The 18,325-nt window shown below is 70.6% G+C and carries 14 protein-coding genes and 1 pseudogene; 5 read left to right on the top strand and 10 right to left on the bottom strand.

Annotated elements, in window-relative coordinates:
* Positions 1 to 18: 18 nt before the first annotated feature.
* The 3 genes from cydD to CP968_RS17180 all read right to left on the bottom strand — a co-directional run bounded on the left by cydD (position 19) and on the right by CP968_RS17180 (position 6,166).
* A complete protein-coding gene (cydD, locus tag CP968_RS17190) occupies positions 19 to 3,579 on the bottom strand; it encodes a thiol reductant ABC exporter subunit CydD (RefSeq protein WP_150518864.1) in 3,561 nt (1,186 codons plus the stop codon).
* Between the two features lie 62 nt (positions 3,580 to 3,641).
* Complete coding sequence (cydB, locus tag CP968_RS17185) at positions 3,642 to 4,643, bottom strand: cytochrome d ubiquinol oxidase subunit II (RefSeq protein WP_150518863.1); 1,002 nt, start codon at positions 4,641 to 4,643, stop codon at positions 3,642 to 3,644.
* A 17-nt stretch (positions 4,644 to 4,660) separates the two neighbouring features.
* Complete coding sequence (locus CP968_RS17180; RefSeq protein ID WP_150518862.1) at positions 4,661 to 6,166, bottom strand: cytochrome ubiquinol oxidase subunit I; 1,506 nt, start codon at positions 6,164 to 6,166, stop codon at positions 4,661 to 4,663.
* Positions 6,167 to 6,355: 189 nt separating this feature from the next.
* Between CP968_RS17180 and CP968_RS17175 the strand changes: the two genes are divergently transcribed.
* Complete coding sequence (locus CP968_RS17175) at positions 6,356 to 6,724, top strand: cyclophilin-like fold protein (RefSeq protein WP_150518861.1); 369 nt, start codon at positions 6,356 to 6,358, stop codon at positions 6,722 to 6,724.
* Positions 6,725 to 6,848: 124 nt separating this feature from the next.
* Here CP968_RS17175 and hisC read toward each other — a convergent pair whose 3' ends face one another.
* The gene (gene hisC, locus CP968_RS17170; RefSeq protein WP_150518860.1) at positions 6,849 to 7,928 is read right to left on the bottom strand and encodes a histidinol-phosphate transaminase; all 1,080 of its coding nucleotides are present in this window, start codon (positions 7,926 to 7,928) and stop codon (positions 6,849 to 6,851) included.
* A 361-nt stretch (positions 7,929 to 8,289) separates the two neighbouring features.
* On the opposite strand from hisC, the gene CP968_RS17165 reads away from it, so the two are divergent.
* The 3 genes from CP968_RS17165 (at position 8,290) to CP968_RS17155 (ending at position 11,734) form a co-directional block, all read left to right on the top strand.
* The gene (locus CP968_RS17165; RefSeq protein WP_150518859.1) at positions 8,290 to 9,405 is read left to right on the top strand and encodes a LacI family DNA-binding transcriptional regulator; all 1,116 of its coding nucleotides are present in this window, start codon (positions 8,290 to 8,292) and stop codon (positions 9,403 to 9,405) included.
* Between the two features lie 215 nt (positions 9,406 to 9,620).
* Complete coding sequence (locus CP968_RS17160) at positions 9,621 to 10,778, top strand: metallophosphoesterase (protein ID WP_150521959.1); 1,158 nt, start codon at positions 9,621 to 9,623, stop codon at positions 10,776 to 10,778.
* Between the two features lie 149 nt (positions 10,779 to 10,927).
* A complete protein-coding gene (locus CP968_RS17155; RefSeq protein ID WP_150518858.1) occupies positions 10,928 to 11,734 on the top strand; it encodes a hypothetical protein in 807 nt (268 codons plus the stop codon).
* Between the two features lie 234 nt (positions 11,735 to 11,968).
* Here CP968_RS17155 and CP968_RS17150 read toward each other — a convergent pair.
* A pseudogene (locus CP968_RS17150) lies at positions 11,969 to 12,262 on the bottom strand (aldo/keto reductase); the annotation flags it as partial.
* 166 nt (positions 12,263 to 12,428) lie between these two features.
* Positions 12,429 to 14,216 (bottom strand): phosphomethylpyrimidine synthase ThiC, encoded by a 1,788-nt coding sequence (thiC, locus tag CP968_RS17145; RefSeq protein ID WP_150518857.1) that lies wholly within the window; start codon positions 14,214 to 14,216, stop codon positions 12,429 to 12,431.
* A 254-nt stretch (positions 14,217 to 14,470) separates the two neighbouring features.
* Here thiC and CP968_RS17140 point away from each other — a divergent pair, with 254 nt between their 5' ends.
* Positions 14,471 to 15,811 carry a YibE/F family protein gene (locus CP968_RS17140; RefSeq protein ID WP_229886425.1) on the top strand — a complete coding sequence of 447 codons (1,341 nt, stop codon included), beginning with the start codon at positions 14,471 to 14,473 and terminating at the stop codon, positions 15,809 to 15,811.
* A 146-nt stretch (positions 15,812 to 15,957) separates the two neighbouring features.
* Here the strand turns inward: CP968_RS17140 and CP968_RS17135 are convergent, their stop codons facing one another.
* From CP968_RS17135 to CP968_RS17120, 4 genes are all read right to left on the bottom strand, one after another.
* Positions 15,958 to 16,407 carry an SsgA family sporulation/cell division regulator gene (locus tag CP968_RS17135; RefSeq protein WP_150518855.1) on the bottom strand — a complete coding sequence of 150 codons (450 nt, stop codon included), beginning with the start codon at positions 16,405 to 16,407 and terminating at the stop codon, positions 15,958 to 15,960.
* A 96-nt stretch (positions 16,408 to 16,503) separates the two neighbouring features.
* The gene (locus CP968_RS17130) at positions 16,504 to 17,274 is read right to left on the bottom strand and encodes an IclR family transcriptional regulator (RefSeq protein ID WP_150518854.1); all 771 of its coding nucleotides are present in this window, start codon (positions 17,272 to 17,274) and stop codon (positions 16,504 to 16,506) included.
* A 262-nt stretch (positions 17,275 to 17,536) separates the two neighbouring features.
* Positions 17,537 to 17,764 (bottom strand): DUF5326 family protein, encoded by a 228-nt coding sequence (locus tag CP968_RS17125; RefSeq protein ID WP_189828907.1) that lies wholly within the window; start codon positions 17,762 to 17,764, stop codon positions 17,537 to 17,539.
* A 160-nt stretch (positions 17,765 to 17,924) separates the two neighbouring features.
* Positions 17,925 to 18,242, bottom strand: a complete 318-nt coding sequence (locus tag CP968_RS17120; RefSeq protein ID WP_150518853.1) for a cupin domain-containing protein — start codon at positions 18,240 to 18,242, stop codon at positions 17,925 to 17,927.
* Positions 18,243 to 18,325 lie beyond the last annotated feature (83 nt).

Genomic DNA, 18,325 nt, shown 5'->3' with positions numbered 1-18,325 from the left:
GAGCCTAGTTAGTCCCATTTATTGAGGAAAGTCGGCCACCATTCCGTCCGCTTGCCGTTCCCGTTCGAGCAGTCGGCGCAGCGGCCCCTCGGTGGCGGCCAGATCCGCGTAGCCGCCCCGCTGGACCACCTCGCCGCGGTCCAGTACGAGCACCTCGTCCACCGCCTCCAGACCGGCCAGCCGGTGGGTGATCAGCACGGTGGTGCGGCCCTCGGTCGCGGCCAGCAAGTCCGCCGTCAGGGCGTCCGCGGTCGCCAGGTCCAAGTGCTCTGCGGGCTCGTCCAAGACCAGGACCGGGAAGTCGGCGAGCAGGGCGCGGGCCAGGGCCAGGCGCTGGCGCTGGCCGCCCGAGATCCGCTCGCCGTGCTCGCCGACCAGCGTGTCCAGCCCGTCCGGCAGGCCCTCGGCCCACTCCAGCAGCCGGGCCGCCGCCAGCGCCCCGCGCAGTTGCGCCTCGCTCGCCCCGGTACGGGCCAGCCGCATGTTCTCCCGTACGGAGCTGTCGAAGATGTGGGCGTCCTGGGCGCACAGGCCCACGCGTGCCCGCACATCGTCTCCGTCGAGCGAGCGGGCGTCGATACCGCCCACCGTGTAAGCGCCCTCGCAAGGGTCGAGGAACCGCAGCAGGACCTGGGCCAGCGTCGTCTTGCCCGAGCCCGAGGGACCGACGACGGCGATGCGGCGGCCGGCCTCCAGGGTCAGGTCCAGCCCGTGCAGCGCGTCCCGCTCCTGCCCGGGGTGACGGGCGGTGAGGCCGGTCAGCCGTAGCGGGAACGGCGAGGCGGGCGGCTGGGCGGGGTACGCCGGCTCGACGACCGGGATCGGCGCGTCGATGACCTCGTAGACCCGCTCGGCGCTGCGGCGCACCCGCTGCCGGTACTGGACGGCGAGGGGCAGGCCGTTGACGGCCTCGAACGCGGCGAGGGGCGTGAGGACGGCGACGGCCATGGCCACCCCGCCGAGTCGTCCGTCCTGGACGGCGTTGGCGGCGACGGCCGCGGCGCCCACCACGGTGAGCCCGCAGACCAGGGAGGACAGTCCGCTGCCCAGCCCGGTGGCGCCGGCGCCACGGGCGGCGATGCGCGTGAGGGCGCCGTCGCTCTCCCGGGTCCGGTCCTTGCGGCCTTGGAGCGCACCGGCGACGACCAGCTCGGCGGTACCGGTGAGCAGATCGGCCACCCGGGTGGCGAGCTCGCCCCTTGCGGGGGCGAGCCTGCGCTCGGCGCGCCGGGCGGTCGCCCCGCTGAGCGCCGGGACCGCGAGGCCCGCGACGAGCAGCCCGACCGCGAGCACCGCTCCGGCCTCGGGGAGCAGCCAGGCGGTGAAGGCCACCGACCCGGTACCGACGAGCACGGCGGTGCCGACCGGCAGCAGCCAGCGCAGCCAGTAGTCCTGGAGGGTGTCGGCGTCGGCCACCAGCCGGGACAGCAGGTCCCCGCGACGGTGCTCCCGCAGCCCGGCCGGGGCGATGCGCTCCAGCCGCCGGTACACCGATACCCGCAGGTCGGCGAGCATGCGCAGCACGGCATCGTGCGAGACGAGCCGCTCGGCGTACCGGAAGACGGCCCGTCCCAGGCCGAAGGCCCGGGTCGCGGTGACGGCGACCATCAGGTAGAGCACGGGCGGCTGTTCGGAGGCGCGCGAGATGAGCCAGCCGGACACGGCCATCAGGCCCACGCTGCACCCGACGGCCAGCGCCCCGAGGAACAGCCCGAGCCGGAACCGGCCCTGCCAGGCGCTGGCCACCGCCCGCACCCGGCGCAGCGGATCGGCCCCGCCGGAGTCCGCGGCGCCGCCGGCCCGAACCCGCTCGGGCGCCGCACCGAGGATCCACTCCCCGGCATCCGGGGCGGCGGCGTCCGGCGCGCCCGAACCGGCCCCGGCGGCCCCGTCCCGGCCGGACGCGAGGGCCCGGGGGAGCGGCCGCTCAGGGCTGTCCACCGCCGCCAGTGCCACGACCCGGTCCGCCACGGCGAGCAGCGCGGGCCGGTGCACGACCAGCAGTACGGTGCGCCCGGCGGCGAGCCGGCGGACGGCGTCCACCACCGCCGCCTCGGTCTCGCCGTCCAGGGCGGCGGTGGGTTCGTCCAGCAGCAGGACCGGCCGGTCCGCGAGGAAGGCCCGTGCCAGGGCGAGCCGTTGGCGCTGTCCGGCGGACAGCCCCACACCGCCTTCGCCGAGCAGGGTTGCGGCCCCGCGGGGCAGGGCGGTGACGAACTCCCACGCCCCGGCGTCCCGCAGGGCGGCGGCCACCTCGTCGTCGGAGGCCCCCGGACGCGCCAGCCGTACGTTCTCCGCGATGGTTCCGGCGAAGAGGTGCGGCCGCTGCGGCACCCAGGCGATCCGCTCGCGCCACCGGTCGGCGTCGAGTTCGGTCAGGTCCACCCCGGCGATCCGCACCCGACCGGCCGTCGGTGCCACGAACCCGAGCAGCACCTGCAGCAGGGTGGACTTGCCCGCGCCGCTGGGGCCGGTGAGGGCGACGCACTCGCCCGGTCCGACGCTCAGCGAGACCGGGCCGGGAGATGCCTCACCGCGGCCTTCGTAGCGGACGGCGACCCCGTCGACCTCGATCCGCAGGGGGGCGCCGTTCGGCAGCGCGCTCTCGCCGCCCGCGTGGGCGACGGGGGTCTCCAGCACCGTGAAGATCTCCTCGGCGGCGGCCAGCCCCTCCGCGGCCGCGTGGTACTGCGCTCCCACCTGCCGCAGCGGCAGGTAGGCCTCGGGTGCCAGGATCAGGATGACCAGACCGGTGTAGAGGTCGAGCTCGCCGTGGACCAGCCGCATGCCGATGGTCACGGCCACCAGGGCCACGGACAGCGTGGCCAGCAGTTCCAGTGCGAACGAGGAGAGGAACGCGATGCGCAGGGTCTGCATCGTCGCGCGCCGGTAGTCGTCGGTGATCTTGCGGATCGACTCGGCCTGGGCCTTGGCCCGTCCGAAGACCTTCAGGGTGGGCAGGCCGGCCACCACGTCGAGGAAGTGTCCCGACAGCCGGGACAGCAGCCGCCACTGGCGGTCCATCCGGGACTGGGTGGCCATGCCGATGAGGATCATGAACACGGGGATGAGGGGCAGCGTGACCACGATGATGGCCGCCGACACCCAGTCCTCGGTGACCACGCGGGCGAGCACCGCCACCGGCACGACCACGGCGAGCCCCAGCTGGGGCAGGTAGCGGGAGAAGTAGTCGTCGAGCGCGTCCACCCCGCGCGTGGCCAGGGCCACGAGCGAGCCGGTGCGCTGCGTGGTGAGCCAGCCGGGGCCCAGGTCGGCGGCCCGATCCAGGAGTCGGCGCCGCAGTTCCGATTTGACGGCGGCGCCCGTCCGGTGGGCGGCCAGCTCGGTCAGCCAGGCGACCAGGGCGCGTCCGAGCGCCACGGCCGCGAGCAGCAGCAGGGGAGTGCGCAGGGCCGCGCCGGACAGTCCGTCCTCGAAGGCGCCGACCACCACCTCGGCGATCAGCATCGCCTGACCGACGACCAGCGCCGCCCCGACGAGGCCCAGCGCAACCACCGCCCCGAGGAAGAGGCGGGTGGAGCGGGCGTACCGGAGCAGGCGCGGGTCGATCGGTTTCACGTGAAACATCCCCCAGGGGCAGGGTCAGTCAGGCAGGTGGTCGGGCTCCGCGGGCGGGCGGGCTAGTGGGCGTCGGCGATGTGTTGGGTGCCGATGCGCTTGCGGAAGACCCAGTAGGTCCAGCCCTGGTAGAGCAGGACGACGGGGGTGGCCACGCCCGCGCACCAGGTCATGATCTTCAGGGTGTACGGGCTCGACGAGGCATTGGTGACGGTGAGGTTCCAGGCCGGGTCGAGGGAGGAGGGCATGACGTTGGGGAACAGGGTCAGGAACAGCATCGCGACGGTCGCGGCGATCGTGATCCCCGACAGGGCGAACGCCCAGCCCTCACGCCCGGCGAGGTTGCAGCCCAACGCCGCCAGCAGCGCCAGCGCCGCCACCACCGCCGCCACCAGACTCGCCGTGTCCCCGCGCGCGGCCTGGGTCCACGCCAGGAACACCACCGCCAGCACCGCGGTCGCCGCACCCAGCCAGGCGGCCAGGCGACGCGAGCGGTCACGGATGTCACCGACCGTCTTCAGGGAGGTGAACACCGCCCCGTGGAACGTGAACAGCGTCAACGTCACCAGCCCGCCCAGCAACGCGTACCCGTTCAGGAGGTCGAGGAGGGTCCCGACGTACTCCTTGTCCGCGTCGATCTTGACCCCCCGCACGATGTTCGCGAAGGCCACCCCCCACAGGAACGCGGGGATCAGCGACGTCCAGAAGATGGCGTGTTCCCAGTTGGTCTGCCACCGGTCCTCGGACCGCTTGTGCCGGTACTCGAACGCGACACCCCGGATGATCAGACACACCAGGATCAGCAGCAGCGGCAGGTAGAAACCCGAGAACAGCGTCGCGTACCAGTCGGGGAACGCGGCGAACGTCGCCCCGCCCGCCGTCAGCAACCACACCTCGTTGCCGTCCCACACCGGCCCGATCGTGTTGATCAGGACCCGCTTCTCCGTACGGTCACGCGCCAACAGCTTGGTCAGGACACCGACACCGAAATCGAAGCCCTCCAGGAAGAAGTAACCGGTCCACAGGACCGCGATCAGAACGAACCACACGTCGTGGAGTTGCATGCGAAGGCCTCCTGGGCTCAGTACGAGAAGGCCATCGGCCGGTCGGAATCCCTGTCGTCCCCGCCGATCCTCGTCGGCGGATTGAGATCCGCCTCCGTCAGCTCCGGCGGACCCGCCTTCACGTACTTGACCATGAGCCGCACCTCGATCACCGCAAGCACCGCGTACAGCAACGTGAAACCGATCATCGACGTCAACACCTCACCCTGCGACACGTTCGGCGACACCGCGTCCCGCGTCCGCAACACCCCGTACACCACCCACGGCTGCCGACCCATCTCCGTGAAGATCCATCCCCACGAGTTCGCGATCAGCGGGAAACCCATCGTCCACAGGGCGACGACCCAGAAGAGGTGGGTGAACCGGGGGCTGAGCGAGTTCCTGAAGAGGACCAGGTGCGGGACCTCGTCCTCACCGGTGCGCAGACCCGGCGGCAGCAGGAACTTCTTGCGGGTGAGCCACAGCCCCAGCATGCCGAGGCTGAAGGAGGCCATGCCGAAGCCGATCATCCAGCGGAAGCCCCAGTAGGCGACGGGGATGTTCGGGCGGTAGTCACCGGGGCCGAACTTCTCCTGCTCGGCCTTGTTGACGTCGTTGATGCCGGGGACGAAGGAGGTGAAGTCGTCGTTCGCCAGGAAGGACAGCAGGCCCGGGATCTCGACGGCGACCTTGTTGTGGCCCTTGTCGACGTCGCCGTACGCGAAGATCGAGAAGGGTGCCGGCGCCTCGCCGTCCCAGAGCGCCTCGGCCGCGGCCATCTTCATCGGCTGCTGCTTGAACATGACCTTGCCGAGCAGGTCGCCGCTGATGGCGGTGCCCATGCCGGCGATGATCATGACGATCAGGCCGAGCCGCAGCGAGCTGCGCATGACGGGGACGTGCTTCTTGCGCGCGAGGTGGTAGGCGGCGATGCCGGCCATGAACGCGCCGCCGACGAGGAACGCGGCCGTGATGGTGTGGAAGAACTGGGTGAGCGCGGTGTTCTGGGTGAGGACGAGCCAGAAGTCGGTGAGCTCGGCCCGGCCCCGCTCCTCGTTGATGCGGTACCCCACCGGGTGCTGCATCCAGGAGTTCGCCGCCAGGATGAAGTAGGCGGACAGGATGGTACCGATGGAGACCATCCATATGCAGGCCAGGTGGATCTTCTTGGGCAGCTTGTCCCAGCCGAAGATCCACAGGCCGATGAAGGTCGACTCGAAGAAGAAGGCGATCAGCGCCTCGAAGGCCAGCGGCGCCCCGAAGATGTCACCGACGAACCGCGAGTAGTCGGACCAGTTCATGCCGAACTGGAACTCCTGCACGATCCCCGTGACCACACCCATCGCGATGTTGATCAGGAACAGCTTCCCCCAGAACTTGGTGGCCCTGAGGTACTTCTCGTTCTCCGAACGCACCCACGCGGTCTGCAGACCGGCCGTGAGGGCGGCGAGCGAGATCGTCAGGGGGACGAAGAGGAAGTGGTAGACGGTGGTTATACCGAACTGCCATCGCGCCAAGGTCTCCGGCGCCAGAGCCAGGTCCACGTCGTCGTCTCCTTCGGGTCGCCGTGGTCACAGCCGCGGTAAGCCTGTTGTGTCCCACTCAATACGGGAGGAACAGGACACGCTTGTGAACGCGTTCACATTCACAAGCATTATGGCGCACCGACTTCCGGATCTTTCCAGGGGGGTCCCCTCTAGCCAACGCATTCAACAGATTGTTGAATGCGGCTCATGCAGATACGCATCTCATGGCCCGCGGGCCAGCTCACCGCGACCCTTGAGGAGACCCCGACCGGCAAAGCGCTGGCCGAGGCCCTCCCGATCTCCGCGTCCGCCCGCACCTGGGGCGAGGAGGTCTACTTCGACACCGGGGTGTCCGTCACCCTGGAACACGACGCCCGACAGGTGGTCGAGCCCGGCACCGTCGCCTTCTGGACCGAAGGCGACGCCCTGGCGCTCCCCTACGGCCCCACGCCCGTCTCGCGCGGAGGCGAGAGCCGCCTGGCGAGTCCGTGCAACGTGCTCGGCTCGCTCGACGGCGACCCCCGCCTGCTGTCCACCGTCCGCGACGGCGATCCCATCCGGGTGGAACGCGCCTAGTACGTCCCCCCGGGCCCTCCCGTCCCACCGGTCACCTGCCAGACCACGCTCCGAGGGGCCGCTGCTGCCGCACCCGTACGGCTCTCGCGGTCCCAGAGCCCCTGCGGAACGGGTCCTTCAGGCCCTAGAGGCCCTTGAAGAAGGCCCCCGCCGTATGCAGGAAGAGGTCGTTCGCCTCGGTCTCACCGATCGTGACCCGCAGGCCCTCGCCCGCGAAGGGCCGGACCACCACACCGGCCTTCTCGCAGGCCGCCGCGAACTCGGCGGTCCGCTCCCCCAGCCGCAGCCACACGAAGTTCGCCTGCGTGTCCGGGACGGTCCAGCCCTGCGCCAGCAGCGTCTCGTGCACCCGGTTCCGCTCGCACACCAGCGACCCGACCCGGCCCAGCAGCTCGTCCTCGGCGCGCAGCGAGGCCACCGCCGCGTCCTGGGCGAGCTGGCTGACGCCGAAGGGCACCGCGGTCTTGCGCAGCGCCGCGGCCACCGGCTCGTGCGCCACCGCGAAGCCGACGCGCAGCCCGGCCAGTCCGTACGCCTTGGAGAACGTGCGCAGCACGGCGACGTTCGGGCGGCTGCGGTACAGCTCGATGCCGTCCGGCACGTCGGCGTCGCGCACGAACTCGCGGTACGCCTCGTCCAGCACCACCAGGACGTCCGACGGCACCCGGTCCAGGAACCGCTCCAGCTCGGCGCGGCGCACCGCGGTGCCGGTGGGGTTGTTCGGGTTGCAGACGAAGATCAGCCGGGTCCGCTCGGTGATCGCCTCGGCCATCGCGTCCAGGTCGTGCACGTCCCCCTCGGTCAGCGGGACCTGGACGGAGGTCGCCCCGGAGATCTGCGCGATGATCGGGTAGGCCTCGAAGGAGCGCCAGGCGTACATGACCTCGTCGCCCGGGCCGGCCGTGGACTGGATCAGCGACTGGGCCACGCCCACCGAGCCGGTACCGGTGGCCACGTGCTCGACCGGCACCCCGAAGCGCTCGGCGATCTCGTTGACCAGCCCGGTGCAGGCCATGTCGGGGTAGCGGTTGAAGTTTCCGGCCGCCGCGACCGCGCTCTCCAGCACCCCCTGCAACGGCGGGTACGGGTTCTCGTTGGAGGACAGCTTGTACGCGACGGGGCCCCCGGCGGCCGCCGGCCTGCCCGGCTTGTACGTCGGAATGCCGTCCAGCTCGGCGCGCAGCCTCGGGCTCTTCTCGCTCACCGCAGGTCCTCCTCGACCGTCCCGTACGACGTCGCCGCCGACTCAATACTGCTCACCTTATGAGGATTCCCGGGATCAGAGAATGGGGGCGCCTGGAATGCGGGGGAGCGCGCGCATATATGCGCGCGCCGGTGGCCTGCGCCGTGGCGCGCGTCCCTCGTGCAGGTGAGTTGAAGCCCAGCCGAGACCACCCCGGCTTGGCATGCACGGACCCGACGACTAGCGCCACGACCGCCTTTCGCACCCAAATACCTTTGTTTGCAAGGTCATTGAAGGTGGCGAACCATGCAGAATCGTGCCTGTCAACGCGTGCATATGCAGCCGGACCACCCTCCCCGCCGAGCCCTACTATCGGCTCGCCATGACAGCAGCAGGGAAGCATCAGGTGAGCCGGACCGAGACCACCCGGCGGGCCGCCGGCCGACAGGGCCGTGCCGGCATCAGGGACGTCGCCGCCGCGGCCGGCGTCTCCATCACGACCGTCTCCGACGCGCTCAATGGCAAGGGGCGGCTGCCGGACGCCACCCGCCGCCACGTCCGCGAGGTCGCCGACCGACTGGGATACCGCCCGTCCGCCGCGGCCCGCACCCTCCGTACCGGCAAGTCGGGCCTCATCGGCCTGACCGTGACGACGTACGGGGATGAACCTTTCACCTTCACCGAATTCGCCTACTTCGCCGAGATGGCCCGGGCCGCGACCTCGGCCGCGCTCGCCCGCGGCTACGCCCTCGTCATCCTCCCCGCCACCTCACGACACGACGTGTGGTCCAACGTCGCCCTCGACGGCACCGTCGTCATCGACCCCTCGGACCACGACCCCGTCGTCAGCGAGCTGGTCCGCCAAGGCCTGCCCGTGGTATCCGACGGCCGCCCGGCCGGCACCCTCCCCGTCACCGCCTGGGTCGACAACGACCACGAGGCGGCCGTACTCAACCTGCTCGACCACCTCGCCGCCGCCGGCGCCCGCCGGATCGGGCTGCTGACCGGCACCACCACCGACACCTACACCCGGCTCTCCACCACCGCGTACCTGAGCTGGTGCGAACGGGTCGGGCAGGACCCCGTGTACGAGTCCTACCCGGCACACGACCCGTGCGCGGGCGCCGTGGCCGCCGACCGGCTCCTCGCCCGCCCCGACCGGCCCGACGCCGTCTACGGGCTCTTCGACCCCAACGGCACCGACCTGCTCGCCGCCGCCCGGCGCTACGGACTGCGCGTACCGGAGGACCTGCTGCTCGTCTGCTGCAGCGAGTCCACCGTGTACGCCAACACCGAGCCGCCCATCACCACCCTGTCCCTCAAACCGCGCCGCATCGGCACCGCCGTCGTCCAGTTGCTCATCGACGCCATCGAGGGCGTGGACACCGGACGCCCCGTCGAACAGGTCGTCCCGACCGAGCTCATCATCCGCACGTCGTCGCAGCGCAGGCAGCCGCGCACGACCGTCAGCCCGCCCCGTTCACCTGCCCAGGACTGACCGCCACACCACCCCCACGGCGTGTTCGTCGGCGCGCTGAGGATTTCAGCAACACCGATATCGGGAGAAAACAGTAGGAACAAGCGGCTCCGGAAAGGATTCACCACCCCTGGTGCGTCACAGAGCGCGAGCCGCATTCCTATGATGGGCGCACGACATCACGGACCCTCCTCCCCGGAGGTCAGGAGGGTCCGCAGGTGTACGGCAGCGCGACGGTGGTGGAGGGGTCGATGACTCAGGGGGCCGGTCAGGGACCCGCGGTCCGGACGGAGACGCTGCGGGACTTCCGGGTCCCGGTCACCGAACCGGCCCCGTACGCCGTGTCCAGCGGGTACGCCGACGAGGCGCCCGTCTACGGCGGGTACCCGGCGTACTACGGCGGGGGCGCTCCGTCCGCGCCCGCGATGGGCCACGCACCCGAACCGGAGGACCCGGAGGGCTACACGCCGACCCAGCGCGACCTGCCCGTCATCGGGCGGGGCGCGATCGGCGGCCCCGGGGACACGGTCCAGATCCAGTACGTCCCCCAGGAACCCGTACCGGGCGGTCCCGGGCCCCTCTACGTGGTCGGCGACGTCCACGGCTACCTGGACGAGCTCGTGACCGAGCTCCACACCCAGGGCCTGATCGACGACGAGCGGCGCTGGTCCGCCGGGAACGCCCGGCTCTGGTTCCTCGGCGACTTCACCGACCGCGGACCCGACGGCATCGGGGTGATCGACCTCGTCATGCGGCTGTCCGCGGAGGCCGCCGCCGCCGGCGGCTACTGCAAGGCGCTCATGGGCAACCACGAGCTCCTGCTGATCGGCGCCAAGCGGTTCGGGGACACCCCCGTGGCCTCCGGGGCGGGCACCGCCACCTTCCAGGCCGCCTGGCTCCTCAACGGCGGCCAGCGCACCGACATGGAGCGCCTGCAGGACGTCCACCTGCAGTGGATGTCGCGGCTGGACGCGGCCGTGCTGGAGGAGGACCACCTCCTGCTGCACTCCGACACCACGGCCTACCTGGACTACGGCGACTCCGTCGAGGACGTCAACGACACCATCCACGAACTCCTCAACCGCAACGACGCCGACGTCACCTGGGACCTCTTCCGCAAGTTCACCAAGCGGTTCGCCTTCCGCGACGAGGACACCGGCCCCCAGGCCGTACGCGAACTCCTCGGCACCTACGGCGGAAGCCGGGTGGTGCACGGGCACAGCCCGATCCCCTACCTGCTCGGCGAGGTGGGCGCCGAGGACGGTGACGAGGCCCGCGGCCCGGAGGCCGTGAACGGCCCGCACGTGTACGCGCAGGGACTGGCCATCGCGATGGACGGCGGGGTCACGATGGCGGGCAAACTGCTGGTCGTACGACTGCCGTTGGACGACTGAGGGCTCTCGCCCGAGGGTATTTTCCGGAAAGCCCCTGTCGACGGAAGGCGGGGGCGCTCTACCATCGCTCTATCCGTAGCAGGCTCTCCTCCGTTTGTGCCGGCGCCCGGTTCTCCACGGGCGGACCGGCTTCCACGGAGCATCGGGGGATGCACATGACCAGCGCTCCGCACCTGCTGACCGAAGACCGGCCGGAGTTCGACCGCCTCCTGGACGAGGCGCTGCGCACGGCGCCGGACCGGCCCGAGCTCGCCACCATCGGCGAACGTCTGAACGCCGAACAGTTGCGCACCATGGCCATGGGGGCCACGGCGCTCCTGGTGGCCGCGGCAGCGGCCGAGTACGACCACTACGTGAAGATCCGCGGGGAACGGCGCGACGAACTGCTCTCCACCCCCGGATCGGCGGACGGGGAGGACGGCGCGCAGAGCGGTGACGGAGCGGGGGCCGGCGCCGTCGTCGCGGTGCTCGCGCCGGTGCTGGCGGGCACCGCCATGCTCATCTTCCTGCTCGTGGGCTACAGCCTGAAGACGATCGACCCGGAGCCGGCGTTCGCCCGGACCATGCTGACGGCCGGTTGGCTCTTCGGGGCCCTCACCGCGGCCTCCCTGCTGTTCGCCGTGATCGGCCTGCTGGTCACGGCGGTCCGCAACAGCTCCACCGAGGTGGTGCCCGAGGAGACCGAGACGGTTCCCGACGAGGTGGCCCGGGCCCGCGAGGCATGGCGCCACGCCCTCCTGGAGCGCGGGATCATGCCGTTCCTCCGGGACGCGCTGGCCGACCCGAGCCGGAACCCCGGTACGCCGCCCTCCCGCAGGGGACGCATTCCCAACCTGGGTTACACGGCGCCCGACTTCACGAGTCCGGGTAGCGCGTCGGAGGGCCCCCGGCCCGGCTACTCGCCTCCTGACTTCACGAGCCCGGACTTCGGCGGCCCGGAACACCAGCCGGACTGACCGTCACGGCCGTGCGGACGCCACCGGGCCGCCACCGGGCCGGGACCGTCCCGGGCCCGGACGGCGGTGCCCGTGTTTCACGTGAAACATCCGCCCTGGATCCCTGTTTCACGTGAAACAACGGCTGTACACGGCCCCGGACGTGCGGCCGGGTCGCCCATCCCGCGGCCCGGTCCTCCAGGGGACGGCGCCGTTGGGCCGCCTCGGCCAGGGAGGGCCGGCGCCACGCCCCCGGTCGGTGTCCAGCCGCCGGAGGCTGTCCTCCACGCCCCGCACGATCCACCGGCGCGAATTACCGCTGCGGTCGCGGCCCTCACCGGGTTCTCCCTCGCCCATGTGGAAGTGCACCTTGGTGGCCAGGACGACCTCGTCCCGCCGTCCCTTGAGCGCCTTGCCGACGTTCTCCTCGGATTCCCCCGAGGAGCACATGTCGGCGGTGTCGACGACGTTGATGCCCTGGTCGAGCGCGGCGCGGACGATCCGGGCGCACTCCTGGTGGTCCGGGTTGCAGACCGCCCCGAACATCATCGTGCCGAGGCAGTGTGCGCTGACCTCTATGCCGGTGCCGCCGAGGCTTCGGTATCACATGGTCATGGCGACGCACTCCAGGAGCTGGAGCGCGCTGCAGCGCAAGCACGCGGAGCGCCTCCTCAAGGGCCTTGGGCCCTTGAGGAGGCGCTCTCCTGGGCGTGCGTCAGTCGGCGATCGGAAGGTAGACGCGGTTGCCGGTGGCCGCGAACTCGGCGGACTTCTCCGCCATGCCCGCCTGGATCTCCTCGGCCTTGAGGTCCCCTCCGTGCTCGCGGCGGATGTCCTGCGAGATCTTCATCGAGCAGAACTTCGGACCGCACATGGAGCAGAAGTGCGCGGTCTTGGCCGGCTCGGCGGGCAGGGTCTCGTCGTGGAACTCGCGGGCCGTGTCCGGATCGAGGGCCAGGTTGAACTGGTCCTCCCAGCGGAACTCGAAGCGGGCGTCCGACAGGGCGTCGTCCCACTCCTGGGCCCCGGGGTGCCCCTTGGCCAGGTCGGCCGCGTGCGCGGAGATCTTGTACGTGATGACGCCGGTCTTCACGTCGTCGCGGTTCGGCAGGCCCAGGTGCTCCTTGGGCGTGACGTAGCAGAGCATCGCCGTGCCCCACCAGGCGATCATCGCGGCGCCGATGCCCGAGGTTATGTGGTCGTAGGCGGGCGCCACGTCCGTGGTCAGCGGGCCGAGCGTGTAGAACGGGGCCTCCTCGCAGATCTCCTGCTGGAGGTCGATGTTCTCCTTGATCTTGTGCATGGGGACGTGCCCCGGCCCCTCGATCATGGTCTGGACGTTGTGCCGCTTGGCGATGGTGTTCAGCTCGCCGAGGGTCTTCAGCTCCGCGAACTGGGCCGCGTCGTTGGCGTCAGCGATGGAGCCCGGACGCAGGCCGTCACCCAGCGAGTAGGTGACGTCGTACGTCGCGAGGATGTCGCAGAGCTCTTCGAAGTTCGTGTAGAGGAAGTTCTCCTCGTGGTGCGCCAGGCACCACGCGGCCATGATCGAACCGCCGCGCGAGACGATGCCGGTCTTGCGGCGGGCGGTCAGCGGCACGTACGGCAGCAGCACGCCGGCGTGGACCGTCATGTAGTCGACGCCCTGCTCGGCCTGCTCGATGACGGTGTCCTTGTAGATCTCCCAGGTCAGTTCCTCGGCCCGGCCGTCGACCTTCTCCAGTGCCTGGTAGAGGGGGACGGTACCGATCGGGACGGGGGAGTTGCGCAGCACCCATTCGCGGGTGGTGTGGATGTTGCGGCCCGTCGAGAGGTCCATGACCGTGTCGGCGCCCCACTTGGTGGCCCAGGTCATCTTGTCGACCTCCTCCTCGATGGAGGAGGTGACCGCGGAGTTGCCGATGTTGGCGTTGACCTTCACCAGGAACCGCTTGCCGATGATCATCGGCTCGATCTCCGGGTGGTTGACGTTGGCCGGGAGTACCGCGCGGCCCGCGGCGATCTCCTCGCGGACCACCTCGGGCGAGACGTTCTCGCGGATCGCGACGTACTCCATCTCCGGGGTGACCTCGCCCCGGCGGGCGTACGCGAGCTGCGTGACGGCGGCGCCTCCCCGGCCTCGGCGCGGCTGGCGGGGGCGGCCGGGGAAGACCGCGTCGAGGTTCTTGAGGCCGCCCCGCGGCGAGGTGTGCTTGATCCCGTCGTCCTCGGGACGCACGGGGCGTCCCGCGTACTCCTCGGTGTCTCCGCGTCCGATGATCCAGTTCTCGCGCAGCGGCGCGAGACCCCTTCGGACGTCGGTCTCGATCTGGGGGTCGGTGTACGGTCCGGACGTGTCGTAGAGCGTGACGTCCTTGCCGTTGGTGAGGTGGACCTGGCGGACCGGCACCCGGATGTCGGGGCGGGAGCCCGCGACGTAACCCTTGTGCCAGCCCGGCTGGCGCTCGGTCCGGCCTTCGGCGTCCTGGCTGACGGCAGGCGTGCGTGCATCCTGAATGGTCATGAGACCTGATCTCCCTACGCCGGCATTACCCGGTAACAGGTTCGGCGGTCGACGCAGCCTCTTCCCGTGCGCATCTGTCATGCGCGTACGGTGATCAGCGTCCTCTCAGCCCGGTGCTCCGAGCTCCCGCGTTGTGCAAAGGTGCCCCCACGCTAGCGTCCTCTAGGGCGTGCTGAACAGTGGGCCCCCTCATCTCTTGCGATGATCAGCCGGTGACGTCCTCGCCGCAGCCCCCCACCAAGCCCACAGACCACATTGATCACACCGACCCTGCGCACGCAGGTCCGGCGCAGTCCACCGGCCACTCCCACAGCCACCACCACGGTCCGGCAGCGCCCGTCTCGAAGCACCTCCGCAAGGTCATCGCGGCGGTACTGATCCCCTTCGCGACGGCTGTCGTCGTCGGTCTGGTGGTGCTGTGGCCGGGCGGGGCGCCTGCGCACGAGCGGTCGGGGGTCGGCTTCGACCGCCAGACCCAGCAGGGGGCGGTCGTGTCCCTCGCACAGGTCGACTGCAAATCCGTCAACGCCTCGCAGGTGCCGGCCACCGGTGACACGTCCACTCCGCAGGGCCGCGAGGCGCGGGCCGAGCAGACCGGCGAGTGCAAGAAGGCCACGATCGAGGTGCGGACGGGCCCGGAGAAGGGCCGGACCTTCGTGGAGATCGTCCAGCCCGGCGCACCGCGCCAGTTGGCGAACGGCCAGGAGGTGGTGGTCGCTTACGCCCCGGACGCGCCGCGGGACCTCCAGTACTCGGTGATCGACGTCAACCGCAAGTTCCCGATGGCGCTGCTGGCCGGGATCTTCGCCGTGGCCGTCGTCCTGGTCGGGCGGATGCGGGGGCTGTTCGCGCTGATCGCGCTGGTCATCAGCTTCGGCGTGCTGACCCTCTTCATCCTCCCCGCCATTCTCCAGGGATCCAATCCGCTGGTCGTCGCGATCGTGGGAGCGAGCGCGATCATGCTCATCGCGCTCTACATGTGTCACGGCCTGACGGCCCGCACCTCGGTCGCCGTCCTGGGCACTCTGGTGTCCCTGATGCTGATCGGGCTGCTGGGCTCGCTGTTCATCGACTGGGCGTTCCTCAGCGGCAACACCGACGACAACACCGGGCTGATCCACGGGCTGTACCCGAACATCGACATGAGCGGACTGCTGCTCGCGGGCGTGATCATCGGCTCGCTCGGCGTACTGGACGACGTGACGGTCACCCAGACCTCCGCCGTGTGGGAACTCCACCAGGCCGACTCCTCGCTGGGGCCGCGCGGTCTCTACAAGGCGGCCATCAGGATCGGGCGCGACCACATCGCGTCCGTGGTGAACACGCTGGTGCTGGCCTACGCCGGCGCCGCGCTGCCCCTGCTCCTGCTCTTCTCCATCGCGAACAGCAGCATGAGATCGGTGGCCAACAGCGAGCTGGTCGCGGAAGAGATCGTGCGCACCCTCGTGGGCTCGATCGGCCTCGTGGCCTCGGTCCCGGTGACGACGGCACTGGCCGCGCTGGTGGTGTCCGCCGACCGGGCGGCGCCGGCCGGGGCGGCCGCGTCCTCCGGGCCGGGCCGCAGCGGCGGCCGGGGCCGACGGCGCAAGCGCTGAGGGAGCGCGCCGGGAGGGCCCCGACGTCGGTCGGCGCCGGTACCGCTCGGCGCGCGTCGGTCGGCGTCGGTCCGGCTCGGTAGGCGTAGGCCGACTCCGGCGCGCGTCGGCCCGCTCCGGCAGGTGCCGGCCGCCGTCGGGCGGCCTCAGCCGGCGTTCTGTTCGTTCTGCCGCGACTCCGACAGGATCTTGTCCAGCGCCTCGTCGAGGTGCTCCTCGAAGTCGCCCAGGTTGCGCTCCTGGCCGAGCGGGACCAGCCGGTCGGTGCGGTCGAGGAAGGCGACGAGCGGCGCCGCGCTCGCGCGGAACAGGGCCCGGTCGCCTCCGACCTGCAGCCTGAGGTGCACGTCGGACAGCTCGTCGGGGTCGGTGGGCGCGATGTGCACATCGCCGTCGCCGCACGGCTTGTTGATGCCGTCGAGGAGCAGTTCCCGGCCGAACGCCCAGGTCACCGGGGCATCTCCGGGGAGGTGGAACGTCAGGCGGACCGCGTAGGGGTCGCGGGCCTCGTAGCGCAGTTCCACCGGGATGCGGAACGAGAGCTCCTCGGAAACGAGGAAGTTCATCATGACCTCTGCCTGTACCGACTCGCGCATTGCCTACCCCGCTGTAGTGGAAGTGGCCAGGAATGGTCCCCCAGGGCCTCTTGACAAGAGTGGTGGAAGCGCTAGCAGATCACAAGGAGTGAGTTTTCAGATACTGATAGAGAACGAGAGGGTGCTCAACAATGCACCCACTTCCGCCCTGAGTCGGTCAATAAGTGCCATCAAATGGCCTTCTTCATGCGAGGGAAGGGAAATGGCCAGGGTTGCGGCTACGTCTCCCGCGGTAATCGGGATGGCGGCACACACCGTCCCCAGCGCGTACTCCTGACGCTCTGTCACCGGCTGCATCCGTTCGAGGGACGCGATCCGCTCTTCCAAGGACCTGAGGTCGCGCACGGTGTATGAGGTGAGCGCCTCGACCGGGTGGCGGTCGTAGTGGTCCCGGCGGGTCTTCTCGTCGAGCTGGCCGAGCAGGCACTGCCCGACGGCGTGTGCGTGCCCGGTATCCCGGAAGTCCGCCCACTCCTCGCAGGCCGGCCGGTCCGGGGTGTCCGAGACGCCCACGACCTCGATCTCGCCCTCGCGGTAGACCGCGAAGTAGACGGGTGCCCCGACCGCGTCGCGGAAGTGCGCGAGGGCATCGACGATCATGCCGCGACGTTTCTGCTGGAGCCCTCCACCGGCCAGCCGCCCGGCAGCGGCCCCGAGGACGAACACCCCGCTCTCCCGGCGCAGATAGCCCTCGTGCGTCAGGGTGCGCAGCAGGTGGTACGCGGTGGGAAGCGGGAGCCCGGCCTCGCGCGCCAGCTGCTTCGCCGGGGCCCCGTCGCGGTGGGAGCCGACGGCCTCCAGCAGCCTCAGCGCCCGTTGCACCGAGCCGATCAGGGTCGGTACACCGGGATTGTGAACCGAAGCCAAAGCTCACCCCCAGGCGTGGCCGCGGGCCTCGGAGAGGCCCGCTCCGCGGGGGCCGCCCCCGCGTCTGCCGTGGCTCCTGGGGGTCGTGTTCGGCGGCTGCTCGACGTAACCGCGGGTCAGGGCGGTGCTACCAGCTTTCGGTGCCCAGGTACCGGCACGGATTGCGACTCTATCGGCCGATTCCCCCGGTGTGAGCGGTTTCGCGCTCCACGTTCCCTCACCTGGCCCAATCGCGGAACCGCCGGCCCCGGACCCGGACCCGCTACCAGTCCCCGGCCGAGGACTTCGAGGAATCCCCGCGGACCTTCTTCACCACGAAGACCAGTCCCGCGACGAGGCCGACGAAGAGCAGCAGCTTGAAGACGAGGCCGATCAACGCGCCCAGGATGCTGGTGATCACACCGCCGAAGACGAAAAGCGCCAGCAACGGCACGGCGACCCACTTGACCCACCAGGGCATGCCCGCGAATACCTGTCGGATGCCGTCCATGTCCTCGACCTCTTCTTCATCGTTCGCTGATGTCCTGCTTTCGATGCTAGGAGGCCGGGGTCCCGGCCGGGGGCCCGCGAGCCCCCGCCCTCCCCTGATCCGCCCCCTAGGGGGACCGGGGGCGCGACCCTCGGGAACCGGGCGGGCCCGAGCCCTCTGCTCAGCCCTCCGGCGGGGAGAAGACCACCATCACCCGCAGGTCCTCGGTGATGTGGTGGAACTTGTGCGGGACCCCGGCCGGGACGTAGACGACGCTGCCGCGCGCCACCGTCGTCGTCTCCTCCCCCACCGTGATCGAGGCACGGCCGCTCACGACGAAGTACACCTCGTCCTGGCGGTGCGGTGCCTGCGGGTCGCCCTGGCCCGCGTCGAGCGCGTACAGCCCCACCGACATGTTCCGCTCGCGCAGGAACTGCAGGTAGGCGCCGTCGTTGGCCGCCCGCTCCGCTTCGAGCTCATCCAGCCGGAAGGCCTTCATCGTCCTCGTACCCCTTGGACTCGGTCGCGCCGTCGCATCCGCTGATCTGCGGATGTTCCGGCGGGATCTTCTCTGCAACGATC

It is taken from the genome of Streptomyces subrutilus (genome assembly GCF_008704535.1).
In the GTDB taxonomy this organism is placed as follows: domain Bacteria; phylum Actinomycetota; class Actinomycetes; order Streptomycetales; family Streptomycetaceae; genus Streptomyces; species Streptomyces subrutilus.
Note: the sequence above shows the minus strand (reverse complement) of the source record. Positions and strands in the feature narration are given on the sequence as shown.